The sequence below is a fragment of the Variovorax gracilis genome (genome assembly GCF_030317115.1).
Taxonomy (GTDB): Bacteria; Pseudomonadota; Gammaproteobacteria; order Burkholderiales; family Burkholderiaceae_C; genus Variovorax; species Variovorax gracilis.
In genome coordinates, this window is record NZ_JASZYF010000016.1 from 1 (window position 1) to 24,029 (window position 24,029).

Annotated in this window: 23 protein-coding genes; 12 read left to right on the forward strand and 11 right to left on the reverse strand. The window is 66.0% G+C overall.

From position 1 onward, the window contains the following. Window positions 1-123 precede the first annotated feature (123 nt). A complete protein-coding gene (locus tag QTH97_RS24475; RefSeq protein ID WP_286571195.1) occupies window positions 124-1,008 on the reverse strand; it encodes an MBL fold metallo-hydrolase in 885 nt (294 codons plus the stop codon). A 35-nt stretch (window positions 1,009-1,043) separates the two neighbouring features. Then, the gene (locus tag QTH97_RS24480; RefSeq protein ID WP_286571090.1) at window positions 1,044-2,735 is read right to left on the reverse strand and encodes an AMP-binding protein; all 1,692 of its coding nucleotides are present in this window, start codon (window positions 2,733-2,735) and stop codon (window positions 1,044-1,046) included. A gap of 103 nt (window positions 2,736-2,838) precedes the next feature. Here QTH97_RS24480 and QTH97_RS24485 point away from each other — a divergent pair, with 103 nt between their 5' ends. Continuing rightward, entirely contained in the window at window positions 2,839-3,723 is an 885-nt protein-coding gene (locus tag QTH97_RS24485; RefSeq protein ID WP_286571091.1) for an alpha/beta fold hydrolase, read from the forward strand. A 79-nt stretch (window positions 3,724-3,802) separates the two neighbouring features. Here QTH97_RS24485 and QTH97_RS24490 read toward each other — a convergent pair whose 3' ends face one another. Next, window positions 3,803-4,603 (reverse strand): transporter substrate-binding domain-containing protein, encoded by an 801-nt coding sequence (locus QTH97_RS24490; RefSeq protein WP_286571092.1) that lies wholly within the window; start codon window positions 4,601-4,603, stop codon window positions 3,803-3,805. Window positions 4,604-4,632: 29 nt separating this feature from the next. Beyond that, on the reverse strand, window positions 4,633-5,760 hold the full coding sequence (gene hppD / locus QTH97_RS24495) for a 4-hydroxyphenylpyruvate dioxygenase (protein WP_286571093.1): 1,128 nt from the start codon (window positions 5,758-5,760) through the stop codon (window positions 4,633-4,635). Window positions 5,761-5,912: 152 nt separating this feature from the next. Between hppD and QTH97_RS24500 the strand changes: the two genes are divergently transcribed. The 4 genes from QTH97_RS24500 (at window position 5,913) to lnt (ending at window position 9,842) form a co-directional block, all read left to right on the forward strand. Further along, on the forward strand, window positions 5,913-6,386 hold the full coding sequence (locus QTH97_RS24500; protein WP_286571196.1) for an Lrp/AsnC family transcriptional regulator: 474 nt from the start codon (window positions 5,913-5,915) through the stop codon (window positions 6,384-6,386). 108 nt (window positions 6,387-6,494) lie between these two features. After that, window positions 6,495-7,220, forward strand: a complete 726-nt coding sequence (locus tag QTH97_RS24505) for a GNAT family N-acetyltransferase (protein ID WP_286571094.1) — start codon at window positions 6,495-6,497, stop codon at window positions 7,218-7,220. 187 nt (window positions 7,221-7,407) lie between these two features. Continuing rightward, entirely contained in the window at window positions 7,408-8,286 is an 879-nt protein-coding gene (locus tag QTH97_RS24510) for a CorC family transporter (RefSeq protein WP_286571095.1), read from the forward strand. Then, window positions 8,283-9,842 (forward strand): apolipoprotein N-acyltransferase, encoded by a 1,560-nt coding sequence (gene lnt, locus QTH97_RS24515; RefSeq protein WP_286571096.1) that lies wholly within the window; start codon window positions 8,283-8,285, stop codon window positions 9,840-9,842. The genes QTH97_RS24510 and lnt overlap by 4 nt, the downstream gene beginning before the upstream one ends. Window positions 9,843-9,864: 22 nt before the next feature. Here lnt and QTH97_RS24520 read toward each other — a convergent pair whose 3' ends face one another. The 7 genes from QTH97_RS24520 to QTH97_RS24550 all read right to left on the reverse strand — a co-directional run bounded on the left by QTH97_RS24520 (window position 9,865) and on the right by QTH97_RS24550 (window position 16,364). Further along, on the reverse strand, window positions 9,865-11,223 hold the full coding sequence (locus QTH97_RS24520; RefSeq protein ID WP_286571097.1) for an FAD-binding oxidoreductase: 1,359 nt from the start codon (window positions 11,221-11,223) through the stop codon (window positions 9,865-9,867). 4 nt (window positions 11,224-11,227) lie between these two features. Beyond that, complete coding sequence (locus QTH97_RS24525; RefSeq protein ID WP_286571198.1) at window positions 11,228-11,986, reverse strand: ABC transporter permease; 759 nt, start codon at window positions 11,984-11,986, stop codon at window positions 11,228-11,230. Window positions 11,987-12,132: 146 nt separating this feature from the next. Next, on the reverse strand, window positions 12,133-12,978 hold the full coding sequence (locus QTH97_RS24530; RefSeq protein ID WP_286571098.1) for an ABC transporter ATP-binding protein: 846 nt from the start codon (window positions 12,976-12,978) through the stop codon (window positions 12,133-12,135). A gap of 37 nt (window positions 12,979-13,015) precedes the next feature. Further along, window positions 13,016-14,008: an ABC transporter substrate-binding protein gene (locus QTH97_RS24535; RefSeq protein ID WP_286571099.1), complete on the reverse strand. Its 993-nt coding sequence runs from the start codon at window positions 14,006-14,008 to the stop codon at window positions 13,016-13,018. A gap of 64 nt (window positions 14,009-14,072) precedes the next feature. Next, on the reverse strand, window positions 14,073-14,951 hold the full coding sequence (locus QTH97_RS24540) for a creatininase family protein (RefSeq protein ID WP_286571100.1): 879 nt from the start codon (window positions 14,949-14,951) through the stop codon (window positions 14,073-14,075). A gap of 32 nt (window positions 14,952-14,983) precedes the next feature. Continuing rightward, a complete protein-coding gene (locus tag QTH97_RS24545) occupies window positions 14,984-15,571 on the reverse strand; it encodes an NAD(P)H-dependent oxidoreductase (protein WP_286571101.1) in 588 nt (195 codons plus the stop codon). A gap of 112 nt (window positions 15,572-15,683) precedes the next feature. Continuing rightward, entirely contained in the window at window positions 15,684-16,364 is a 681-nt protein-coding gene (locus QTH97_RS24550) for a TetR family transcriptional regulator C-terminal domain-containing protein (protein WP_286571102.1), read from the reverse strand. Window positions 16,365-16,533: 169 nt separating this feature from the next. Here QTH97_RS24550 and QTH97_RS24555 point away from each other — a divergent pair, with 169 nt between their 5' ends. The 7 genes from QTH97_RS24555 (at window position 16,534) to QTH97_RS24585 (ending at window position 23,935) form a co-directional block, all read left to right on the forward strand. Continuing rightward, a complete protein-coding gene (locus QTH97_RS24555; RefSeq protein ID WP_286571103.1) occupies window positions 16,534-17,604 on the forward strand; it encodes an asparaginase in 1,071 nt (356 codons plus the stop codon). Window positions 17,605-17,784: 180 nt separating this feature from the next. After that, entirely contained in the window at window positions 17,785-18,690 is a 906-nt protein-coding gene (gene glyQ / locus QTH97_RS24560; protein WP_286571104.1) for a glycine--tRNA ligase subunit alpha, read from the forward strand. A gap of 3 nt (window positions 18,691-18,693) precedes the next feature. Next, window positions 18,694-20,838, forward strand: a complete 2,145-nt coding sequence (gene glyS / locus QTH97_RS24565; protein ID WP_286571106.1) for a glycine--tRNA ligase subunit beta — start codon at window positions 18,694-18,696, stop codon at window positions 20,836-20,838. A 17-nt stretch (window positions 20,839-20,855) separates the two neighbouring features. After that, window positions 20,856-21,431, forward strand: coding sequence for a D-glycero-beta-D-manno-heptose 1,7-bisphosphate 7-phosphatase (gene gmhB, locus QTH97_RS24570; RefSeq protein WP_286571107.1), 576 nt, complete (start codon window positions 20,856-20,858; stop codon window positions 21,429-21,431). Continuing rightward, window positions 21,431-22,195 (forward strand): lysophospholipid acyltransferase family protein, encoded by a 765-nt coding sequence (locus QTH97_RS24575; protein ID WP_286571108.1) that lies wholly within the window; start codon window positions 21,431-21,433, stop codon window positions 22,193-22,195. Before gmhB ends, QTH97_RS24575 begins: the two co-directional genes overlap by 1 nt. 17 nt (window positions 22,196-22,212) lie before the next feature. Next, window positions 22,213-23,118 (forward strand): M48 family metallopeptidase, encoded by a 906-nt coding sequence (locus QTH97_RS24580; RefSeq protein ID WP_286571109.1) that lies wholly within the window; start codon window positions 22,213-22,215, stop codon window positions 23,116-23,118. Window positions 23,119-23,176: 58 nt separating this feature from the next. Further along, window positions 23,177-23,935, forward strand: a complete 759-nt coding sequence (locus QTH97_RS24585) for an alpha/beta fold hydrolase (protein WP_286571110.1) — start codon at window positions 23,177-23,179, stop codon at window positions 23,933-23,935. Window positions 23,936-24,029: the final 94 nt, after the last annotated feature.

A 24,029-nucleotide genomic window follows, 5' to 3' on the forward strand; every position in this document is an offset into this window, starting at 1 on the left:
ACGCCTCAGCGCCGATGATAGTGCGGGTTCCCGTGTGAAAGTAGGTCATCGTCAGGCTCTTACAGCCCAGAAAAGCCCAGCCCCACAAAGGCTGGGCTTTTTTGCGTCCGCGTTTGCGGTTCTTCAGCGATTCTGAATTCGCTCCGCAGTTGCGGAGGCTGCGCCGGTCTTCACGAGTGCAGCCAGCGCCTGCGCGCTCAGGTCTTCCAACGTGGATGCGGGGAAGAAACGAGCGCGAATGGTCTCCAGGTAAGGCGTTTGCTGCACCCACGATTGCCATTCCTCATTACTCATTGACTGCACTTCAAGCAGCTTGAACTTCACCAACACCTTGACCGCGTGCCACGCATGCTTGGCGGGGTCCCGCGCGAAGCCCTCGAGCCGGCTCCGCGCCGATCGCAATGCGCCGGCGACTTCGTCGAATACGGCGCCATGTCCCGGAATGACCCGGAGCGGGTGGAGCGCCTCGATCACATCGAGCGTCGCCGCGACCTCGTCGAAAGATGGTTCGCCCGAAAGTTCAGGAAACACGACCCCAAAGCCGTTCTCCCACAACGCATCCGCAGAAATCAAGGTTCGCGAGCGCGGCTCCCAAAGGATGATTGAATGCGGATCATGGCCCGGAGCGGCGTGGACCTCCCACGGAATGTCGCCGAGGACGACCTCGTGGCCAGCCTGGAGCAGCGCATCGAAGCGAAATCGCGGGCAATTCTGGCCGGTCGTCCGAAAGCTCAGCCCGTCTTCATCCCAGGTTTCTACCAAGGACGCCTCTCCGGGCGGAATTCGCGTCTCGACGCCCGGGTAACGCGCCTGCAGCGCGGCGTTGCCGCCGCAATGATCGCTGTGCAGGTGCGTATTCAGGATCAGATCGAGCGGCCGTCCGGCCAGCGTTGCTTCGATCAGCGCGAGCGTCTGGTCCGAATGAGTGACATACCCGGTGTCGACCACCGCCGCCTGGTCGCGCCCGACGAAGACGATGTTGTTGGCCGACAGCCATCCCCGCTCCATGACCAGCAGCTGGGCTGGCAGACCGTCGACGCCCGTCAAGCCTGCGCGCCCACGCGCAATTGCCGGCGAAGAATCTTTCCGACATTGGTCTTTGGCAAGGCGTCGCGAAACTCGATGTGCTTCGGCCGCTTGTACCCGGTCAGTTGATCGTGGCAATAGCGCATGACCGTGTCCTCGGTCAGTGAAGCGTCCTTCCGGACGACGAAGACCTTGATGGCTTCGCCTTGCTTTTCATCAGGCACGCCGACCGCGGCGCACTCGATCACGCCAGGGCACAGCGAGATGACGTTCTCGAGCTCGTTCGGAAAGACGTTGAAGCCGCTCACGAGAATCATGTCCTTCTTGCGGTCGACGATCTTGCTGTAGCCGTCCTCCTGCATCACGGCGATGTCGCCGGTCCGCATGAAGCCGTCCGGCGTGAACGCCGCAGCGGTTTCCGCAGGCTGGTTGTAATAGCCGGTCATCACGTTGGGCCCCTTGATGCACAGCTCGCCCGCTTCGCCATCGGGGAGCGAGCGGCCTTCATCGTCCTTGATCGCGAGCTCGATGCCCGGCAGCGGCAGGCCGATGGTGCCGGTGAACGCGGTGTTCGACACCGGGTTGTTCGTGCCGATGGCGCAGGTCTCGCTCATGCCCCAGCCTTCGATCATCGGACATCCAGTGACCTCGAACCACTTGCGCGCCGTGCCCTCCGAAGCTGCCATGCCGCCGGCCTGCGAGACGAACAGGGTCGAGAAATCGACCGTCTTGAACTCGGGATGCACCAGCAAGGCGTTGAAGAGCGTGTTCACTGCCGGCAGCATATGGAAGGGCCGCTTCTTCAGTACCGCGATGAACTTGTCGAAGTCGCGCGGGTTCGGTATCAACGTGAGATGCGAGCCCTGGCGGATCGCGAGCAGGCAGAGCGTCAGGGCGAAGATGTGATACAGCGGCAGCGCCGCGATGCTGTTGACCTTCGACAGATCGCCCGCGCGGGCCAGCGCCGGCGTGAACCACGCCTCTGCCTGGAGCGTCGCCGCGACGATGTTGCGATGCGTGAGCACCGCTCCTTTCGACAGGCCCGTCGTACCGCCGGTGTATTGCAGGAAGGCGATCGAATCCAGCGTGCTCGGGTCGGCCCCGAGCTTGCGGCCCCGGCCCTCCTCGATCACCTGGGAGAACGGCGTGACGGTCCGGCCGTTGTCCAGCGGCAGCTTGTAGGCCGGCACCATCTTCGCGAGATGCCGGACGGCGATGGTGATCCACTTGCCGTACAGCCCGCCGAGAAGGTCACCCATCGACGCGACCACGACATGCTTCACGGCGGTGCTGTCGATCACCTGTTCGAGCGTAGCCGCGAAGTTCTCGAGAATGACGATCGCCGTCGCGCCGGAGTCCTTCAGTTGGTGCTCGAGTTCGCGCGCGGTGTACAGCGGATTGACGTTGACGCAGGTGTAGCCCGCGCGCAGCACGCCGCACATCGTGACCGGGAATTGCGGCACGTTGGGCAGCATGATCGCCACGCGTGCGCCATCCTCCAGTCCGCGCGACTGCAGCCAGGCTCCCAGCGCGGTCGACAAGACATCGAGCTCGCCATAGGACATCCACCGCTCCATGCACACGGAAAACGGGCGCTCGGCATATCGCTTGAATGACTCGTCGAACATCTGCCCCAGCGAACGGTATTGCTCGGGGTGGACTTCGTGCGGCACGCCGGCCGGATAGTTCTGTAGCACGGATGTCTGCATGCGGTTTCCTTTGGCGCGGATTGTCGAAGCGAGCTCGTGCTGGCCGCCAGCGGGCTTGTCCTAATGCGGCACCGCGTCAGTCGCCCATGCGATAGTCGGACTCATGATTGCGCGTCTTCAGCGATGGTCGGTGTGGGGTTGGCTCGTGATCGCCGTCGCGTGGACGAGCTTCTGGTGGGGGAGATCGATGGTGATCGCCCTCACAGGCCTCGTGGTGCTGATCTGCGCGCATGCGGGCGTGCTGGCTTTCGAGTTTCTCGCCAGCTATCGCGTGAGCGCGCAGGATCCCGTTCGTCGCGGCAGCGCGATGCAGTACATCCGCGCATGGCTGGCCGAGAGCCTGGCGGCGCCGACGGTCTTCGGCTGGCGCCAGCCCTTCCGGTCCAATTCCATCCCGGACCGACTCCAGCCCGATCCGCGCCGTGGGACAGTGCTGGTCCATGGCTTTGTCGGCAATCGCGGCTTCTGGAATCCGTGGCTGCGCGAGTTGCAGGCTTCTGGGCGTGTGTTCGTGGCAGTCACGCTGGAGCCGGCTTTCGGCTCCATCGATCGCTACGTTGAAATCGTCGACGACGCGATTGCGCGCGTAACGGCCGCTACGGGGCAGCCGCCGCTCCTCATCTGCCACAGCATGGGGGGCCTGGCTGCCCGGGCCTGGCTGCGCGATTCGGATGGCGCACGTGTGCACCGCATCGTGACGATCGCCACGCCGCACCGGGGCACGTGGCTGGCGCGCTTCGGCCGCACCGTCAACGGCCGGGAGATGCGCATGGGCGGCGAATGGCTGCAGAAAATCGAAGGCGAGCGGGCGAGCACGCAGCAAGTGCCGTTCACCTGCTGGTATTCCAACTGCGACAACATCGTCTTTCCCACTTCCGTGGCGACCTTGCCGGCGGCGGACAACCGTCTCGTTCCGGGCCGGGCGCACGTGGAACTGGCTTTCGACCCTCGGGTCATGCGCGAGACCCTGGTACTGCTGGAGAGCTGAACCAAGATGCTTCCCACGGCGCGAGCCCTCGCCGCGAGGCTGCTGCCCCGATTCGCCCACAGCGGCCGGGGCGACCGCGCTACTTGAGCCAGCGGTCCATCGTCCGCTGGAATTCGCCGCCCGCGACCGACAGGTGAAGCCACTGGTCGACATAGGCCTTGAAGGCCACATCGTCGCGCGGCAGCATCCACGCCATCTCGCCGTACTGCAGCGGCTTGTCGGGGTTGATGGCGCAGAGGCCCGGCTTGAGCTTCTGCTGCGTAATGGCCTCGGCCGACTCGGTCACGAAGACATCGGCGCGGTTCGCGAGGATCTCGTCGAAGATGGTCACGTTCTCGCCATGCAGCGTGAGCTTGGCGCGCTTGAAGTTCGCGCGCGCAAAACGCTCGTTGCTGCCGCCCGGGTTGAAGATCACCCGCACTTCCGGCTTGTCGATCAGCTCCACGGTCTGGTACTTGGCGATGTCCGCGCAGCGCGCAATAGGCGTCTTGCCGTTGACCATGTAGGGCGTGCTGAAGAAGGCGCGCTTCTGGCGATCGGTGGTCACCGACACACCGCCCACCGCCATGTCGCACTTGCCGGCCGCGAGGTCGGGCAAGAGATTGGCCCACGTCGTCTTGACCCACTCCGGCTTCGCGTTGAGGCTCGCGCTGAAGCTGGTCATCAGATCGACGTCGATGCCTTCGTAGCCCGCGTCCGGCTTCTGGAAGCTGAACGGCCGGTAGTCCCCGGGCGTGCAGATGCGCAGCACGCCCGCCTTCTGCACGGCGTCGAGCCGAGAAGTCGTCTCGCCTGGCCGCGGCGTCATCGCACAGCCTCCCAGTGCCAGGGCTGCAGCCGCCACCCAGAGGGAAGAACGAAGCGAGGACGTCGGGCGCATGCGGAGCTCCTACATAGAGATAAGGGCGCCTATTGTGCGGCGGCGAGCACGCCGCGGCGGATCTGGTCGAGTTCGATGCTTTCGAACAGCGCCTTGAAGTTGCCTTCGCCGAAGCCATCGTCGCCCTTGCGCTGGATGAACTCGAAGAAGATGGGCCCGAGCTGGTTCTCGCTGAAGATCTGCAGCAGCAACGCGCCCTTCTTGCCGTCGACCAGGATCTTGCGCTTCTTCAACGCGGCCACGTTCTCGCCGTGGCCAGGGATGCGCTTGTCGATCAGTTCGTAGTATGTGTCGATGGTGTCCAGCAGCTTCACGCCCGAAGCGCGCAGCGCGTCGACCGAATGCGCCAGGTCGCGCGAACCCATCGCGATGTGCTGGATGCCTTCGCCGCGATAGCTGTCCAGGTACTCCTGGATCTGGCCGGCCTTTTCGTTGCCTTCTTCGTTGATCGGGATCCGGATCTTGCCGCAGGGGCTGGTCATGGCCTTGCTCTTCACGCCCGTGACCTGGCCTTCGATGTCGAAGTAGCGGATCTCGCGGAAGTTGAACAGGCGCTCGTAGAAGTCGGCCCATTCCTTCAGGCGACCGCGGTGCACGTTGTGCGTCAGGTGGTCGATGTAGGTGAGGCCGTGGCCTTCCGGCGCGAGCGCCTCGACCGCAGTCAGGCCGGGCAGGGCCTCGAAGTCCACGTCGTAGAAACCGATGTTGCCGATGTCGCCAGGGGCCGCACCGTTCTTGCCGCGCCAGCGGTCGACGAAATAGATCAGGCTGTCGCCGATGCCCTTGATGGCCGGGATGTTCAGTTCGCCCGGGCCGGCACCGGGCGCAAAGCCCCAGGCGCCCAGCGAGATGGCGCGCTCGTAGGCGGCCTTGGCGTCCTGCACGCGGAATGCGATCGCGCAGATGCTCGGACCATGCTGGCGCGCGAAGCGCTGCGCGAAGGAGTCAGGCTCCGAATTGATGATGAAGTTGATCGTGCCCTGGCGATACAGCAGCACGTTCTTGTGCCGGTGCCTGGCGATCGGCCGGAAGCCCATCTGCTCGAAGACCTTGCCCATCGCGGCGGGATCGGGTGCGGCGTATTCGATGAACTCGAAGCCGTCGGTTCCCATCGGGTTCTCCCAAGGCGTGAAAGCAGATTCGTCGTTGGTGCTCATGGCGGCTCTCCGATAGGCGGGGTGGGTGATTCAGTGTCGCGCCGCGGTTCTGCGGTGTCCGTGTTGAACTGTAAAAGCGCGAGGCATCATCTTTTGTGCGTTGTTGCGCCTGCTTGCGGTCGGTGGCGCAGGAATCCTGCGAAAATCAAAATATGGACGCACTTGACAAGATCGACCGACACATTCTTCGCACCCTGCAATCCGATGGGCGCGCCACCTACGACCAATTGGCGGAGCAGGTCAGCCTCTCTCCCAGCGCGGTGCTGCGACGGGTCAAGCGGCTGGAGGAAGCACGCGTCATCGATCGCTACGTTGCCCTCGTCAAGCCCGAATCGGTCGGCCTCGGGCTCACCGCCTATCTGAACGTCCGACTCGAAAAGCACACCGAAAGCCACAAGCGCAACCCCATGGACTTGTTCCGCGCCAGCGTTCAAACTTGGCCGGAAGTCGTCGAATGCGCGGCGCTGACCGGGGAGATGGACTACCTCTTGCGGGTGGTCGTGGCCGATATGGGCCATTACAGCCGTTTCATCATGGACACGCTGCTTAAGCACCCCAGCGTGCAAGACTGCAAGACCAGCTTCGTGCTCGACCGCGTGAAAGCGACGACCGCAGTGCCCGTGTAACAACAGTTTTGTAACGGTATCGGTCTTTTTTTGGTACTTGTTCACCAATGAAGCGCCGGGGTGTCCCTACAGCCTTGTGAGTCTAGGGAAAACCCTTATATTTGATGCATGCTTACCGCCAAGGCCCTCTTTCTAGCCTCACTCGGCGTCGGCTCTTTCCTGAAGGCGCCGATGGTTGAGGCGCATCCGCGCACCGCCGCGCCGACCCCTGTGATGGTGCCGATCCGTTCGATCGGCCCGCGCGAGCGTGACCGCATCGCGCAACACCTGCTCGCCCTCGCACCGCACGACCGCTATCTGCGCTTCGGCTATGCGGCGTCGGACGAGCAGATTCGCCGCTACGTCGACGGTCTCGATTTCGAGCGCGACGAGCTTTTCGGCATCTACAACCGCCGACTCGACCTCATCGCGATGGCCCACCTGGCCTTCGCGCCCGCTGAGCAGCAGCAGGACTGCGCCGAATTCGGCGTCTCCGTCGCCGAACACGCCCGGGGACGAGGCTACGGCGCTCGCCTGTTCGAGCGCGCCGTCGTCGTTGCCCGCAACGAGGGCGTCGGCATGCTGTTCATCCACGCCCTGAGCGAAAACGCGGCCATGCTCAAGATCGCCCGCAACGCCGGCGCGACCGTCGTGCGCAGCGGCTCCGAATCCGAGGCCCACCTCGAACTCCCAGCGGCCACCTTCGATAGCCGCATGAGCGAAATCGCCCTGCAGCACTTCGCCCAGGTCGACTACCAACTCAAGACGCGCGCCAAGCAGTTCTGGGCCTTCCTGGCCGAACTCCAGGAAATCCGCAGCGGCGTCCGGGCCGCAAGAGAAAAGTCCTCACCGTAGCCAGGCCCGCAAGGCGCCGCCTCCCCGAGCGGCCTCGTGCAGCGCGCCGCGTGGGTCGGTGGCCGCGGATCCGGCTTCGCCGGTCCGAAGGCCACGCCCCCCTGAGGGGGGAGGCGGCTACACGAAGTGAGCAAGCAACGGGGGTGCCTCATGTATGCTTGTAGTCCCCCAACTAAGCCCTCCCGCAGTGGCAGACCCTCACCCTGAACGCGCGCCCGTCGAGCGTGAAGACAAGCGCAGCTTTCTTCAAAAGCTCGCCGAATTCATCCATCCCGGGCCCGACTCGCGCGACGAGCTGATCGAAACGCTTGCCGACGCCGAGGACAACGACGTGATCGGTCCCGAATCACGCGTCATGCTCGAAGGCGTGCTCCGCATGGCCGACATGACGGCCGGCGACGTGATGGTGGCCGCGCCCCGCATGGACCTGGTCAACATCGACGCGCCCTTCGACGCGTTGCTGCACCTGGTGATCGACACCGCCCACTCGCGCTTCCCCGTCTACGAGGGCGAAAAGGAAAACATCATCGGCATCCTTCTCGCGAAGGACCTGCTCAAGCTGCAACGCGCACCGGGCCTCAACATCCGCGCCCTGCTGCGGCCCGCGACCTTCGTGCCGGAGAGCAAGGGGCTCAACGACCTGCTGCGCGAATTCCGCGGCAATCGCAACCACCTCGCGATCGTCATCGACGAGTTCGGCCGCGTGGCCGGCCTGATCACCATCGAGGACGTGCTCGAACAGATCGTCGGCGAGATCGAGGACGAGTTCGACATCGCCGAAGACGAGGGCGACATCTTCGGCCTCGCGGACCACACCTACCGTGTGTCGGGCGACACGCCCATCGAGCGCGTGGCCGAAGCTTTCGGCATCACCTTCGACGACGAGGTGCTCAGCGAGGACTTCGACACCATCGGCGGATTGATCGCGCACCAGATGGGCCACGTGCCCAAGCGCGGCGAGCACTTCGCGATCGGCGCCTTCGACTTCGTCGTGCTGCACACGAAGGGCGGCGCGGTGCGCTGGTTCAAGGTCTCGCCCGCGCGCGGCGACGACGCGGCCGATTGAAAACACTGATTCGCGCGCTGGGCTTCGGCCTGGCCGGTCTTGCGCAGGCCGCCTCCATTGCCGCACCGTGGAACGGACAGCCCCTGTGGTGGCTGCAACTGCTTTCGCTCGCCGCGCTGGTCTGGCAACTCGATGCGTTGCGTTCGGGCGCAGGCAGCCGCCGGCGCTTGCGCAGCGGCGCGCTCTACGGCTGGCTGTTCTCGACGGCCTGGCTCTGCGGCACCTTCTGGTGGCTCTTCATCTCGATGCACACCTACGGGGGGCTTGCAGCCCCGCTCGCCGCCATCGCCGTGCTCGCGCTCTCGGCCGCGCTGGCCCTGTACTACGCGCTGGCGTGCGCCCTGTTCGTAGCGTGCGCGCCATCGGGCCCCGTGCGCGCCGCCGCGTTCTTCGCTGCACTGTGGACGCTGGCCGAACTGCTTCGCGGCAGTTGGTTCACCGGCTTCCCTTGGGGCGCTGGCGGCTACGCGCATGTCGATGGACCGCTGGCTGTCTATGCGCCCTGGCTGGGTGTCTACGGCATTGGCGCCGTGGCCGCCGGCATCGCGACGCTGGCTGCGCTCGCCTTTCGTAGTGCGCGCGGACGCGCATTCGCCGCGCCTGTGGCCCTTGCGCTCGTCCTGTTGTGCGTGCCAATGCTCCTCAGCATCTTGCGAGGCATGCCCGCCGACGATGCGGCCCGTTCACGCGGCCGCCTCAGCATCGCACTGCTCCAGGGCAACATCCCGCAGGACGAAAAATTCATCCCCAGCGGCGGCGTCGTGACGGCACTGCGCTGGTACGGCGAGCAATTGCAGAAGGCCACCGCGCCGCTCGTCATCACGCCCGAGACCGCCTTGCCCCTGCTGCCCTCGCAATTGCCGCCAGGCTACCTGGATGCCATCGCGACGCGCTACGCCAGCGGCAAACAGGCCGCCATCGTGGGCCTTCCGACGGGCGACGGCCAGTCCTACAGCAATGCGGTGCTGGCCTTCAAGCCCGGCGAAGCCACGCCGTACCGCTACGAAAAACATCACCTCGTTCCCTTCGGCGAGTTCATCCCGCGCATGTTCCGGTGGTTCACGGACATGATGAACATCCCCTTGGGCGACTTCCGCAGCGGTGGCCTCGCCCAGGCGCCTTTTGCCTGGCAGGGCCAGCGCATCGCGCCCAACATCTGCTACGAGGATCTGTTCGGCGACGAGATCGGCGCGAACTTTCGCAACGAGGCCGATGCGCCGACGGTGCTGCTCAACGTGAGCAACATCGCGTGGTTCGGCGACTCGATCGCGATCGACCAGCACCTGGCCATCTCGCGCATGCGGGCGCTGGAGTTCCAGCGGCCGATGGTGCGCTCGACCAACACGGGCGCCACCGTCGTCATCGACCACCGCGGCCGCGTCACTCACGAACTGCCGCGCCTCACGCGCGGCGTGCTGGAGGCCGAGGTCGAAGGCCGCGCGGGGCTCACGCCCTACGCTATGTGGGTGTCGCGCTTCGGCCTGTGGCCTTTGTGGGGCGCGGGGCTGCTGGTTGTCGCAGCAACGCTGATCTTCCGCCGCCGGCGCGCGGCCTGAGCGGCAGGCACCCGGCCGGTCGTCACTTGCCCACGGGCCAGTCGCGCAGCTTTCCGGGATTCAGGAGCCCTTGCGGGTCGAAGCGTTTCTTCATCTCGATGATCTCGGGCGGCAAGGCTCCGCCCGCCTTCCCGTCCTCGACGATGAAGACATGCGGGTTGTTGATGCGCACTCCGCGCTCGCGGTGCATGCGGATGATCTCGTCCAGACGTTCCTCGCTCGTGAAGCGCACGAGCTGAAGCGCGCTGCAGGTGATCAACCCATCGAGGTTGCGCAGGAACTCGGCGTGCATCAGGACCTCGCCGTCGAAGAGCGCTTCCATTTCCTTGATCTGCTGCACATGCCGGCCCGGGACGAAGCTGCTCTGCAAGTAGGTGAGCGTCTTGTCGACCTTGAGCGCATGCAGCGTCGTGTGATTCCAGGTGAACTCCATCAAGGTGCGATTGCTCTTGCGCACCTCTTCGGCCGTCTTGCGATAGTTCATCGTGCCGCCATGCGTACGCACGAGCTGGCGCATCGGATCTTCCGAGGACTCGGCGACCAGCGACAGGACCGCATGGCAACCCTTTGGCAAGTGCTCTGCGAGTTGCGCAAGATGATCCGGCACGGGGCTCGCGAGGAACGCCACCTCGCGCTTCACGATACCGGGCGCATGCGCCAGTGCGTCCGCAAAGCCCAGCGCCTCGTCGAACGATTCGAACACCACGAGGCTTTCCAGCCAGGGATGGGCGGGTGCCAGTGCCACTTCGAGTTCCAGCACGAGCCCGTTGGTGCCCCACAGGTGATGCATGCGCAAGGCTTCCTCGCCTCGCAGCTCGACGACCTGCGGCTCGGGCTCGATCGTCATTGCGCGCAGGCCCAGCACGTTGCCGGGCGCCGCAAGCGGTCCGTAGTTGATAGAGCCCACGCCGCCGAAGCCACCGCCGAACAAGCCGCCGAGCGTCGCGCTGCGATACGTCGAAGGCACGCAGCGCAGCTCCTGCCCGGACGGCTTGGTGTGCTTCTCAAGCTCGCCCAAGCGGATGCCCGCCTGGGCGCGTGCCACGCCGGGATGTACCCATTGCACGGCGTTGTAGCCCGTCATGTCCAGCACCACCCCGCCTGCGAGCGGCGTGGTCTGGCCGTAGTTGCCGGTGCCGCTGCCGCGGATGGTGATCGGCACGTTGAGCCGTGCACAGGCGCTCACCAGGGCGCGGATCTCGTCCTCGCTGCGCGGCCGCACGACGGCGTCGGCGCGCTTGTCCTTCAATTGCCGGTCCAGCACGGGGCTGAACCAGGCGAAGTCCTGCGACAGCCGTGCGATGCGGCCAGGGTCGGTGATCCAGTCGAGCTCGGGCAGTTCGAGGTGCAGGCGCTCGATGGGGGAAACGGGGGCGTTCATCAATTCAATCCTGTGAGAGTTCACTCGCATGCCAGGAGCCGAGCGCGAGCTTGGTGAGCCAGGCCATCAGCACGAAGAGCGCGACGCCGGTCAGCGAAATCAGCAGCAGCGCGGCGAACATGCGCGGGATGTTGAGCTGGAAGCCCGCCTGCAGGATCTGGTAGGCCAGCCCCGCACCCGATCCGCCCGTGCCGGCCACGAACTCCGCCACCACCGCGCCGATCAGCGCCAGGCCGCTCGAAATCCGCAGTCCGCCGAAGAAGTACGGCAGCGCACTTGGAATGCGCAGGCGCACTAATTGCTGCCAGCGCGTCGCGCGGTTCAGCTTGAAGTAGCTCTGCAGGTCGGGCTCGATGCTGCGCAGCCCCAGCGTGGTGTTGCTGATGATCGGAAACAGCGCCACCAGCGCCGCGCACACGACCATCGCCGCAGTCGGGTTCTTCACCCAGATGATGATGAGCGGCGCGACAGCCACGATCGGCGTCACCTGCAGCAGCACGGCATAGGGGAAGAGGGCCGTCTCGATCAGCTTGCTCTGCACGAAGAGGAAGGAAATCAGCACGCCGGCGATGGTCGCGACCACGAAGGACAGCACGGTGATCTTCAAGGTCACCAGCAAGGCCATGCCGAGCGGTACCCAGTCGGTGACGAGCGTCTGCATCATCAGGTAGGGCGAGGGCACCAGATAGGGCGGAAGCTCCATCGCGGTGACCAGTCCCTGCCACAGCGCGACCAGTACGACGCCGACCAGCGAGGGGTACATCACGCGCTGCACGCGCGGCTGTTGCAGCAGGGGCGTGCGCGCGGCCTTTCGCTCGACCGGCGCGGGCGGTGCAGGTCTTGGCTTTGCCGAGGCCGAGGGCGCCGCGACCGGCGAAGTGGCCGCGATGCTCGCAGGTGCCAGCGCGCTCATGCCGCCACCTCGTCATGCGCGCTGCTCGCTCGCAGCAGGCTGTCCTGCAGCTTCTTTGCATAGCGGCTGAACTGCGGCGAAACCATGAAGTCCGCGCTGCGCGGATAGGGTTCGTCGATCTGGAACTGTTCCACCACGCGGCCCGGCCGTGCCGCCATCATGATCACTCGGCTGGAGAGGAACACCGCCTCGTGGATCGAGTGCGTCACGAAGATCACCGTCAGCTTCTTCTTGCGCCACAGGTCGAGCAGTTCCGAGTCCAGCTTGTGGCGCGTGATCTCGTCCAGCGCACCGAACGGCTCGTCCATCAGCAGCAGGTCGGGCTGTGTCACCAGCCCGCGCGCGATCGACACGCGCATCTGCATGCCGCCCGACAGCGCGCGCGGCAAGGCCGACGCGAACTTGTCGAGTCCCACCAACTCCAGCGCCTCAGCAACACGCGTATCGGCCTCCTTGCGTGGCACGCCTGCCAGGTCCAGCGGCAGTCGCACGTTGGTGCGCACGCTGGCCCATGGCATCAGCGTCGGCGACTGGAACACGAAAGCCATGCGCTTGCCGCTCTCGTCGATCTGCCGGACCGGCTTGCGCCAGACCAGCAGGCGGCCGTCGGTCGGCTCCAGCATCCCCGCGACCATCTTGAGCAAGGTGCTCTTGCCGCAGCCCGAGGGGCCCAGCAAGGTAACGAACTCGCCTTCCGCAATGGAGAGGTCGACCGGCAGCAGGGCCTGCGTGCCGTTCGGATAGGTCTTTTCGGCGGAGAGCACTTCGACCGCCGGGACGGCGGGGAGCTCGTCGACCGGCTGCGACGGCAGTGAGTAGGCAGCGGATTCGTTGTCGTTCATGCAGAGCCTTTCGAGGGAGGCCGAAGCCTCCGGTGTTTCAGGGCAGGACCTTCGCGTCCTTCACGAATTCGGTGGTGTAGGTCCTGCCGATCTCGACCTTGGCCGGGTCCAGCAGCTTGGCCGACACGAGGAAGTCATAGCTCGCCTTGGAGCGTGCATCGGTGATCACGCCGATACCCTGCGTGGCCGCGTCGCCGCCGGTGACCATGCCCATCTCCTTCAGCTTCGCCACGCTGTAGGCGAGCTGGTCGTCGGTCATGTTGGGGTTGTCCTTCTTGATCAGCGCATTGGCCGGCGCCGGGTCGGCGAGGTAGCTCTTCCAGCCCTCGGCCGACGCCTTGACGAAGGCGGCGACCTGCTTGCTGCGCTCCTTCACCGTCTTGTCCATGCACGACACGGTGGTCGCATAGGCCGGGAAGCCGTGGTCGCTGAACATCAGCACCGTGCTCTTCACGCCGGCCTTCTGGATCGCGTAGGGCTCCGAGGTCAGGTAGCCCTGCTGCGCCGTGTTCTTGTCTGCGACGAAGGGCTGGATGTTGAAGGTGTAGGGGCGTGTCTGTTCATCGGTGAGGCCGAACTTGGCCTTCAGCCACGGCCAGTACCCGCGGTTGGCCTGCGAGCCGATCAGGATGGTCTTGCCCTTGAGGTCCTCGAACTTCTTGACGTCGTCGTGCGCGATGAGCACCTGCGGGTCCTTCTGGAAGAAGGCCGCCACGTTGACCACCGGCACGCCGCCTTCGCGCACCTGCATCATCTGGATGTCGCTCGATCCCATGATGCAGTCGGCCTGGCCGGCGGCCATCATCTGCGTGATGTTGACCTGCGGACCGCCCATCTTGATCGTCACGTCGAGGCCGTACTTCTTGTAGATGCCCTGCGCGACCGCCTGGTAGAAGCCGCCGTGCTCGGCCTGCGCGTACCAGTTCGTCATGTAGGTGAACTTGTCCTGGGCTTGTGCGGGTGCGGCCGCCACGAAGGCGAGTGCAGCAGCCGCCAGGGAACCGAAGCGGAAGGCGAAGGGTTTGCGCATGGTGAGGGACCTCTGTTGAAAACGACGGATGGAGAAATGGGGCGACGAATGCAAGGAGCGGGCCTCAGGCCGCGAGGGCGGCGTCCGGGCGGTGCGACGACTGGATGAAGCCTTGTTCATGGCCCCGGGCCCAGGTCGCTTCCTCGCGCACGACCCAGCGCAGTGCGTGCAGCTCGGTCAGCGCCTGTACCCAGCTCGCGGAGAGCGTGTCCAGAATCTCCTCGCCCTGTTCGCGCGTGGCGCTGGTCGGGTCGCCGATCACGCCGCTGGGGCCGAAGTCGCGCGCGGTCCATGCGCAGGCGGGGCGGCCGTCGGCCGACAGCAGCTTGATCGGGAAGGGCGGCGGGAAGTTGGCTGCCGCACGTTCCATGTGCACCGTGTCGGGTGCCAGAGCGAGCATCAGCGCCGTCTCGGAGTGGCCGGCATGCATCGAGAGCCGCTTCTCCTGGTCGCTGATCTGCTTGCTCGACGCGTTGGGCAGGCGCGATACGCCATGCGGCACCACGACGAAATCGCCATGGCGCAGGCGCAGTTCGCGCGCCGCCATCTCCAGTACCTGCGGCTGCCCGCCGTGCCCGTTGGCGAACAGCAGCTTGCGGAAGCCCGAGCGATACACCGACTCGCCGATCTCGATCACCGTCGACAGCAGCGTGGTGCCGGTCAGCGTCATCGTGCCGGGGAAGTGCAGATGCTCTTCCGACTTGCCGTAGGTGATGGTCGGCAGCGCGAAGGCGCGCACCTCAGGGGGCAGGCGTTCAAGCGCCTTGCCCATCACGCCCGACGCGATGACGCTGTCGACCGAGCAGGGCAGGTGCGGGCCGTGCTGTTCGATCGCGCCGCAGGGCAGCACGATCACCGTGTTCTCGCGGTCGGGCAACGCGTCGATCTCGGTCCAACTCAGGTAGGGCAGGAAGCGGTGGGGCGGGATGTAGCCGTGGAGCATGGGTTGGTCCTGTGGAGGGAAAGGGGCGGCGCTCAGGCGAAGCGGGCCATCGCGCGGCCGACGCGCTGCTTGAAGCGCTTCAGCTGGGGCTCGGTCGCGACGTTCATGTGGTAGTGCGCGTGGTAGTCGACGCGCGCCTGCTTGCCGGTAAGGCGCCGCATGTAGCGCGTGACGATCTTGCGAGGCGGATCGCCCATGTACCAGGCCACCCAGCGCGGGCGGCCATAGGTCACGACGGCGGAGACGCGCTGGATGTTCGTCAGCATCGGCTTCACGTTGGCCGGATCGCTGAGGTCGAAGGCCACGCCGGGCATGAAGAGGCGGTCGAAGTAGCCCTTCAGCATCGCGGGCAGGCCGAAGCACCACGTCGGAAAGCAGAACACGATGCCCTCGGCCCACCGCAGCCGCTCTACGTAGGGCTTCAGCGGCAACTGGTTGGCCGGCACCTCGTGGTAGCCCAGCCGTTCTTCTCGCGAGAGCACCGGGTTGAAGCCCTCGGCGTAGAGATCGCAGTCGTCCACCTCGTGCCCCGCAGCGCGCAAGTTGCGCAGCACTTCCTGGTGCAGCGCTGCATGAAAACTGGTTTCAACCGGATGGCAGTAGACGACGAGCACTCGCATGGTGTGTTTGACCGCTTAATCAGAGCAAGTGGTCAGGTTATGCAAGCGACGTGCCAATCCCGTTGCACCAAACGGGGGAGCGACTCCCTCGCTCAGAGGGGCGGGAGCAGGGCTAGGACTTGATGCCGCAGCCGGCGAGCACGAACGCCACCAGCTCGCGCGCGATCGGTTCGCGGTCGATCGGCGCATCCTGAGGCAGCCCGAGCATCACGCGCGTCTGCAGCGCGTAGTCGGCGTAGCTCTGCGTCATGGCCCAGATGTGCATCAGCAGCAGGCGTGCGTCCAGCGGCCGCATCAGTCCGCGCGCGATCCAGCCGTTGATGATGTCGACCTTCTTCTGCGTCCACGCGCGTGCGTTGGGCCAGTAGCGCTCGAGATTGCGACCGCCATCCAGCACCTCCCGCGTGAAGATGCGCGAGATCTCCGGACTGTCGAAGGCGTGGTCGAGCTTCTTGCGGATGTACTCGCCCAGCACGGCGCCCGGATCACCCGCATGGTTCTCGAACGAGAACACCACCTTCCAGTCGTGCAGCACCTGCATCAGCAGTTCTTCGTACAGCTCTTCCTTGCCGGGGATGTAGTAGTGGAGCTGGGGCTTGGTGAGCCCGGCGCGCGCCGCGATGGCCTGCGTCGACGCACCCTTGAGTCCATGCAGGCTGAACTCGGCGATGGCCGCCGTGCGGATCGCGGCCAGGATCCGCTCGCGCCCGGGCCGTGCGCGCGACAGCGGGCCGATGGGGGCCGGCATCTGTTGCGCATCCACGGCGGTGGGGGAAAGGGCGTCGGAGGTCATCGTTCTCGGCGGGTCGTGCCGCGTGGCGATGGTAGCGCTTGCCCGAAACGCTGCACCGCCGCATGCTTGCGAGCGACTGCATGACCGCATGCGCACCGGGCATCGAGGGGGTGTTCCGCAACGCCATGCTTCCCTTATCGTCTCTGCCCTCGTCACCACAGGAGTCCTCATGTATTTCGCCTCCCGATTTCGTGCCTTCGCCGGCGCGGCCGCGTTGCTCGCGGCCAGCGCCATCGCCCAGGCGCAGACTTCCTTGCCCAATGTCGTGATCCTCGCGACCGGCGGAACCATCGCCGGCGCCGGGGCTTCGGCGGTCAACAGTGCCACCTATTCGGCGGCCAAGGTGCCGGTCGACAAGCTCATCGCGGGCCTGCCCGAGCTGTCGAAGGTGGCCAATATCCGCGGCGAGCAGGTCTTCCAGATCGCCTCCGAAAGCCTGACCAACGACAACCTGCTGGTGCTGGCGAAGCGTGTCTCGGCGCTCGCGAAGCAGCCCGACGTCGACGGCATCGTCATCACGCATGGCACCGACACGCTCGAGGAGACCGCCTACTTCCTGACCCTGACGGTGCACACGCCCAAGCCGATCATCGTGGTCGGCTCCATGCGCCCGGGTACCTCGCTCTCGGGCGACGGCGCGCTCAACCTGTTCGATGCAGTGAACGTCGCGGCCAGCAAGGACGCGGTCGGCAAGGGCGTGCTCGTGACGATGAACGACGAAATCCACACCGGCCGCGACGTCAGCAAGACCGTCAACATCAAGACCGAGGCCTTCAAGAGCCAATGGGGCCCGCTCGGGATGGTGGTCGAGGGCCGCAACTACTGGTTCCGCGCACCCGTGAAGCGCCACACGATGCAGTCGGAATTCAACATCGACAGCATCAACGCGCTGCCGCCGGTCGAGATCGTCTACGGCTATGAGGGCGTGCCGGCGACGGCCATCGACGCACTGGCCAAGAGCGGCATCAAGGCGCTGATCCATGGCGGCACCGGCAACGGCTCGGTGGCCGACCGCATCGTGCCCGTGCTGCAGAAGATGCGCGGCGACGGCATCCTGGTCATTCGCAGCTCGCGTGTGCCGGACGGCTTCGTGATCCGCAATGCCGAGCAGCCCGACGACAAGTACGACTGGGTGGTGGCGCATGACCTGCGTCCGCAGAAGGCGCGCATCCTGGCGATGGTGGCGCTGGCCAAGACCAGCGACACCAAGGAACTCCAGCGCATCTTCTGGGAGTACTAGCCCACCCCCACGCTCGCGCACTTCGTGTCGCTCTCCACCCCCTTGCAGGGGGCAATACCGGCGGGCCGGCGGAGCCGGATCCGCGGTATTTCCGGGAGGGGAGGGGACTGTCTGGCTGGCTCTTAAAATGATTGGTTCGCCGCGTGGGGCTCTTCGCTGCCGCGGCCACCCAGGGCTGACATGCTGACCTTCCAACAAATCATTCTCAAGCTTCAGGCCTACTGGGCCGACCAGGGCTGCGCGCTCCTGCAACCGTACGACATGGAGGTCGGCGCGGGCACTTCGCATACGGCCACTTTCCTGCGGGCACTCGGGCCGGAACCCTGGAAGGCTGCTTATGTTCAGCCGAGCCGCCGGCCCAAGGACGGGCGCTACGGCGAGAACCCGAACCGCTTGCAGCACTACTACCAGTACCAGGTGGTGCTCAAGCCGGCGCCGAGCAACATCCTCGAGCTGTACCTGGGTTCGCTCGAAGCGCTGGGCTTCGACCTCAAGAAGAACGACATCCGCTTCGTCGAGGACGATTGGGAGAATCCGACGCTCGGCGCGTGGGGGCTCGGCTGGGAGGTCTGGCTCAACGGCATGGAAGTCACGCAGTTCACCTACTTCCAGCAGGTCGGCGGCATCGACTGCCGGCCGATCACGGGCGAGATCACCTACGGGCTGGAACGGCTCGCGATGTACCTGCAGGGCGTGGACAACGTCTACAACCTGACGTGGACCGACGGGCTCAGCTACGGCGACGTCTACAAGCAGAACGAGGTCGAGCAGTCGACCTACAACTTCGAGCACAGCGACGCCGACTTCCTCTTCACCGCCTTTGCCGCGCACGAGAAGCAGGCCAGGAACCTGATGGAACAACAGCTCGCGCTGCCAGCCTACGAGCAAGTGCTCAAGGCCGCGCACAGCTTCAACCTGCTGGACGCGCGCGGCGCGATCAGCGTGACCGAACGCGCGGCCTACATCGGCCGCATCCGCAACCTCGCGCGCAGCGTCGCGCAGAGCTACTACGAGAGCCGCGAACGGCTCGGATTCCCGATGGCGCCGCGCGAGTGGGTCGCACAGATCACGAAGAAGGCGGCCTGAGCGATGTCCACAAGCAAGAACAACCTGCTCGTCGAACTCTTCGTCGAGGAACTTCCCCCCAAGGCGCTGAAGAAACTCGGCGATGCCTTCGCCTCCGTGCTGCGCGATCAGTTGGTCGCACAGGGACTGGCGGACTCCGGCTCGGTGCTGACCGCCTACGCCTCGCCGCGTCGCCTGGCCGCGCACCTGACCGATGTGCTCGCGCAGGCCGCCGACAAGGCCGTCTCCCAGAAGCTCATGCCGGTGACGGTGGGCCTCGATGCCTCGGGCAACGCGACGCCCGCGCTGCTCAAGCGCCTGGCTGCGCTGGGCGCCGATGCGTCGGCCGTGCCGGGGCTGCGCCGCGCCATGGACGGCAAGGCCGAGGCGCTGTTCTTCGAGAGCACCGCCAAGGGTGCGACGCTGGCTGAAGGCTTGCAGAAGGCACTGGCCGAATCCATCGCCAAGCTCCCGATCCCGAAGGTCATGAGCTACCAGCTCGAAACCGGCTGCGAACTGCCCGGCTGGAGCAGCGTGAGCTTCGTGCGCCCCGCTCACGGCCTCGTCGCGCTGCACGGCGATACGGTCGTTGCGGTCGAGGCACTGGGCCTGAAGGCAGGGCGCGAGACGCACGGCCACCGCTTCGAGGCCACCGTCGACCCTATCGTGCTGCGCGACGCGAACCACTACGCGGAACAGCTGACCGACGATGGCGCCGTCATCCCCGGCTTCGAGGCACGCCGCTCCGAAATCGCACGGCAGCTCGCAGAAGCCGCAGTGAAGGTGGGCGGCGGCGCGCAGCCGATCCTCGACGACGCGCTGCTCGACGAAGTCACCGCGCTGGTCGAGCGCCCGAACGTCCTGGTCTGTGAGTTCGAGCGCGAGTTTCTCGATGTGCCGCAGGAGTGCCTCATCCTCACGATGAAGGCCAACCAGAAATACTTCCCGCTGCTCGACGCCGCCGGCCGCCTGACCAACAAGTTCCTTGTCGTCAGCAACATCCGCCCCGAGGATGCGAGCGCCGTGACCGGCGGGAACGAGCGCGTGGTGCGTCCGCGGCTGGCCGATGCCAAGTTCTTCTTCGACCAGGACCGCAAGAAGTCGCTGGCCTCGCGCGTCGAATCGCTGGCCAAGGTGATCTATCACAACAAGCTCGGCACGCAGGGCGAGCGCGTGGAGCGCGTGATGCGCATCGCGCGCGGCCTCGCGGAACAGCTCGGCGATGCCACGCTGGCACGCCAGGCCACGCAGGCCGCACAGCTTGCCAAGGCCGACCTCGTGACCGACATGGTCGGCGAGTTCCCCGAACTGCAGGGCATCATGGGCCGCTACTACGCGCTGCACGATGGGCTCGACGCGGCCGTGGCGGACGCCATCGAAGACCACTACAAGCCGCGCTTCGCCGGCGACGAGCTGCCGCGCAATCCCGCCGGCGTCGTGGTCGCGCTGGCCGACAAGCTCGAAACCCTTGTCGGCATGTTCGGTATCGGCAACCTGCCGACCGGTGATCGCGACCCCTTTGCGCTGCGCCGCCATGCGCTCGGCGTGATCCGCATGCTCACCGAGCGCAAGCTGCCGCTCGAACTGCGCGCCGTGCTCGGCGCGGCTTTTGCAGCCTTCGGTGGACCCAAGGCCGGCGACGTCGCGCTGACCGACCCGACCGATGCGCTCGAAGCCTTCATCTACGACCGCCTTGCCGGCAGCCTGCGCGAGCAAGGCGCCAGCGCGCAAGAGGTCGAGGCCGTGCTCTCGCCGCGCCCGCAGCGCCTCGGCGAAGTGCCGAAGCTGCTCGCCGCCGTGCGCGCGTTCGCCGCACTGCCCGAAGCGCCCGCACTGGCCGCCGCCAACAAGCGCATCGGCAACATCCTGAAGAAGTCGCCCGAAGCGGACGCCCACGTGAGCGAGCTGCTCCTGCGGGAGCCCGCCGAAAAGGCGCTCCACGCTGCCATGCGGCAGATCGTGCCGAAGGCCGACGCCCAGTTCGATGAAGGCGACTACACCGCATCGCTGCAGACCCTGGCCGCGCTGCGCGAACCCGTCGACGCCTTCTTCGACGGCGTGATGGTGAATGCCGAACAGTCCGACCTGCGCCTCAACCGACTCGGCCTGCTGATGCTGCTGCACAACGCGATGAACCGCGTCGCGCAACTCGAACGCCTCGCCGCCTGACCCCCGATCGACACGCCATGAAACTCGTCATCCTCGACCGCAACGGCAGCCTCAACGTACACCGCGAGGACTTCGTGAAGAGCGACCTCGAATGGACGCCGCTGCCCGGCGCGCTCGAGGCCGTCGCGCGGCTCAACCATGCCGGCTGGCACGTCGTCATCGCGTCGAACCAATCGGGCCTGGGGCGGGGCCTGTTCGACGTTGCGTCGCTCAACGCCATGCACGCCAAGATGCACAAGATGCTGGCCGCTGTCGGAGGCCGGATCGAAGCCGTGTTCTATTGCCCGCACAGCCCCGACGAGGGCTGCGACTGTCGCAAGCCGCGGCCAGGCCTGTTCACCCAGATCGGCGAGCGCTATGGCGTCGACCTTGCCAACGTGCCCACCGCCGGCGACAGCCTGCGAGACCTGCTGGCCGGCGCCGCCGCCGGCTGCGAGCCGCACCTGCTGCTCACCGGCATGGGTGCTGCCTGCCGCGGCGTGCCGCTGCCGCCCGAATACCCGCCCAACACCATCGTGCACGAGGACCTTGCCGCCTTCGTCGATTTCCTGCTCCAGCGAGAAGAGCAAGCCGCCCTGAAGGTCGCCGTCTGATGTCCCTGATCCGTTCCATCGTCCACGCGCTGTGGATGCTCGTCACCGTGATCCCCTGGGGGATCATCATGTGCGTCTGCTCCATCTGGAAGCGCGGCATTCCGCTGTACTGGATGGCCGTGCAGTGGCTCAGCTGGGCGATCGGCGGCGCGCGCGTGCTCCTCGGCATCCGCGCCCGCGTCACGGGCATGGAGAACCTGCCCACCGACAAGCTCGCCGGCGCCGTGCTCCTGGTCAAGCATCAGTCCACGTACGAGACCTTCCTGATGCCCACGCTGATGCCGCACCCGCTGGCCTTCGTGTTCAAGAAGGAGCTGATCTACGTGCCCTTCTTCGGCTGGGCCATGGCGCGGCTCGACATGATCCACATCGACCGCAGCCAGCGCACGCAGGCTTTCAACAAGGTCGTCGCGCAAGGCCGAAAGCTGCTGGAGCAGGGCATCTGGATCATCATGTTCCCCGAAGGCACGCGCATTCCGCGCGGGCAGCAGGGCCACTACAAGACTGGCGGCACACGCCTCGCGTGCGAGACCGGCGTGCCCGTCATCCCCATTGCCGTCACCTCGGCCAAGGTCTGGCCGCGCAAGGCTTTCATCAAGCGCCCGGGCGTGGTCGACGTGTCGATCGGCCCGGCCATCCCCAGCGTCGGCCGTCGCCCCGACGAACTGATGCGCGAAGTCGAGGCCTGGATCGAAGGCGAAATGCGCCGGCTCGACCCCGAGGCCTACGCGCCCGAGGCCTCGACTGCATCGACGACCGCCTGAACTTCCGCCGTCCCGCCATGCGCAGCCTGCTGCAGTTCACGCTGGATCTCTTCGACGCTCCTGCAGCCGCCGAGCCGCCGCCGGTCGCACGGCAGCCTGAAGCCCAGACGCCGCCGGCACCCGGCAGCCAGTTGCCGCCGATCTCGCTCTCCGACGCGCTGAGTCCCGCGAGCTTCGTGCACCCGCGCGCCTCGCGCGAACTCATGCTGGGCCATGCACGCGTGGCGTACGAGTTCACGCGCGGCAAGCGCCGCACCATCGGCTTCGTCGTCGGCGCCGATGGCCTGTCGGTGCGCGCGCCGCGCTGGGTGGCGTTGCGCGACGTCGATGCGGCCGTGCTTGAAAAGTCCGACTGGATCTTGCGCAAGCTGGCCGAGACGCAGCAGCGCCATGAGCGGCTCGAAGCCGCGCGCATCGAGTGGAAGGACGGTGTGACCTTCCCCTTTCTGGGCCAGGACGTGACCGTGCAACTCGATCCGCACCATGCCTTCGACGGCATCGGCGCGGTGCTGGATGCGGCCGATGAAGACAAGCCACGCGTCCTGCGTCTCGCGGTGGCGAACAACGCCACGCCGGCGCAGATCCGCGATGCCGCGCAAGCGTGGCTCATGCGGCAGGCGCGCCGCATCTTCATCGAACGGCTCGATCACTTCGCGCCGCGCCTGGGGGTGAAGTGGAACAAGCTGTCGCTGTCGAACGCATCGACGCGCTGGGGCAGCGCGAGCGTGGATGGCGCCATCCGGTTGCACTGGCGGCTGGTGCATTTCCGGATGTCGGTGATCGACTATGTGGTGGCGCATGAGCTGAGCCATCTGCGCGTGATGGACCACAGTGCGCGGTTCTGGGAGACGGTGGAAAGCGTGGTGCCGGACTATGAGGTGTTGCGCAGGCAGCTCAAGGACGAGCCGGTGCCGCGCTGGTGATTGCGCCGTGACGCTCGGGTAACCTCGCGCCTTCCGAGCTTCGATGGAGATCGTGAACATGTACGTGGATCAAGGTGGCGAAGGCGCAGACCTCCTTCTCATGCTGCATGGAATGGGTGCGACGGGCGCCGTCTGGTCGCCCCTGTGCGCCGAGGCCGGCCATCGCTGGAACGGCCGCTGGCTGGCGCTGGACCTGCCCGGCCACGGTCAGTCCGGCCGACAGGATTCCTACGCCATCGGTCACTACGCCGCCAGTGTCGCGCTCGCCACGCAGCCGCACCTTCATCCCGAAGGCCGCCTCGTGGTTCTCGGGCACTCGCTCGGCGGTGTGATCGCACTGGCCCTGGCCACGGGCTGGTTCGGCGTCTCTCCGCATCAGGTCTTCGGCGCCGGCATCAAGCTCGCATGGAGCGACGACGAGCTTCGCCGCATGCAGGCCCTTGCGTCCCAGCCTTCCAGGCGGTTCGCGACCCAGGAAGAAGCGAGGGAGCGATACCTGAAGGTTGCCGGCCTTGCCGGCATCGTCGATGCGGCGTCGCCTGTCGTCTCAAGGGGCATCGTGCGTGACGACGATGGATGGCGTCTGGCGATGGACCCTCGCGCTCATGGCGTGGGCAAGCCTCCGATGTCCGACCTGATGTCGCTGGCCCGCTGCCCGGTCCATCTCGGCCGCGGGCGCGATGACGCACTGGTGACGATGGAGGACCTGCGCGCCCTCGATCCCGATGCGCAGGATCTTGGGCCGCATGGGCACAACGTGATGGTCGAGGCGCCGGGGCGAGTCTGGGACTGGGTCGCCACGACGGCGCGAATCTGACGGTTCAAGGAAAGATCACTTTATTTCCTCCAAGTCGATGAAAATAAATCGCTTTTAGAAAAGGATGGTCGCTTCGAGAATTTGCGACACGGCC